Origin of the sequence: Paludifilum halophilum (assembly GCF_002245355.1) — a bacterium.
GTDB lineage: Bacteria > Bacillota > Bacilli > Thermoactinomycetales > DSM-45169 > Paludifilum > Paludifilum halophilum.
Map to the genome: position 1 here is coordinate 1 of NZ_NOWF01000152.1, position 407 is coordinate 407.

At 65.6% G+C, this 407-nt stretch carries 1 protein-coding gene; it reads left to right on the forward strand.

All coding sequences use genetic code 11. From position 1 onward, the window contains the following. Positions 1–407, forward strand: a 407-nt coding sequence (locus CHM34_RS18675) for an FAD-binding protein (RefSeq protein WP_141201795.1), incomplete at both ends; no start/stop codon positions are given.

Genomic DNA, 407 nt, shown 5'->3' on the forward strand with positions numbered 1-407 from the left:
GAACTGGCCACCGGCGAGATCCACGTCTTCCAGGCCAAGTCTGTCGTCTTCGCCACCGGCGGCGTCGGCAAGGTCTTCAAGACCACATCGAACGCTCACACCCTGACCGGTGACGGCATGGCCGTGACCTACAACCGCGGCATCCCGCTGGAGGACATGGAGTTCTTCCAGTTCCACCCCACAGGCCTCGCCGGCCTGGGCATCCTCCTGTCCGAGGCTGCACGTGGTGAGGGCGGCATCCTCCGCAACTCCGAGGGTGAGCGCTTCATGGAGCGCTACGCCCCCACGATCAAGGACCTCGCCCCGCGTGACATCGTGGCCCGTTCGATGGCCAACGAAGTCCGTGAAGGCCGTGGCTGCGGACCGAACAAGGACTACGTCCTGCTCGACCTCACCCACCTCGAGCC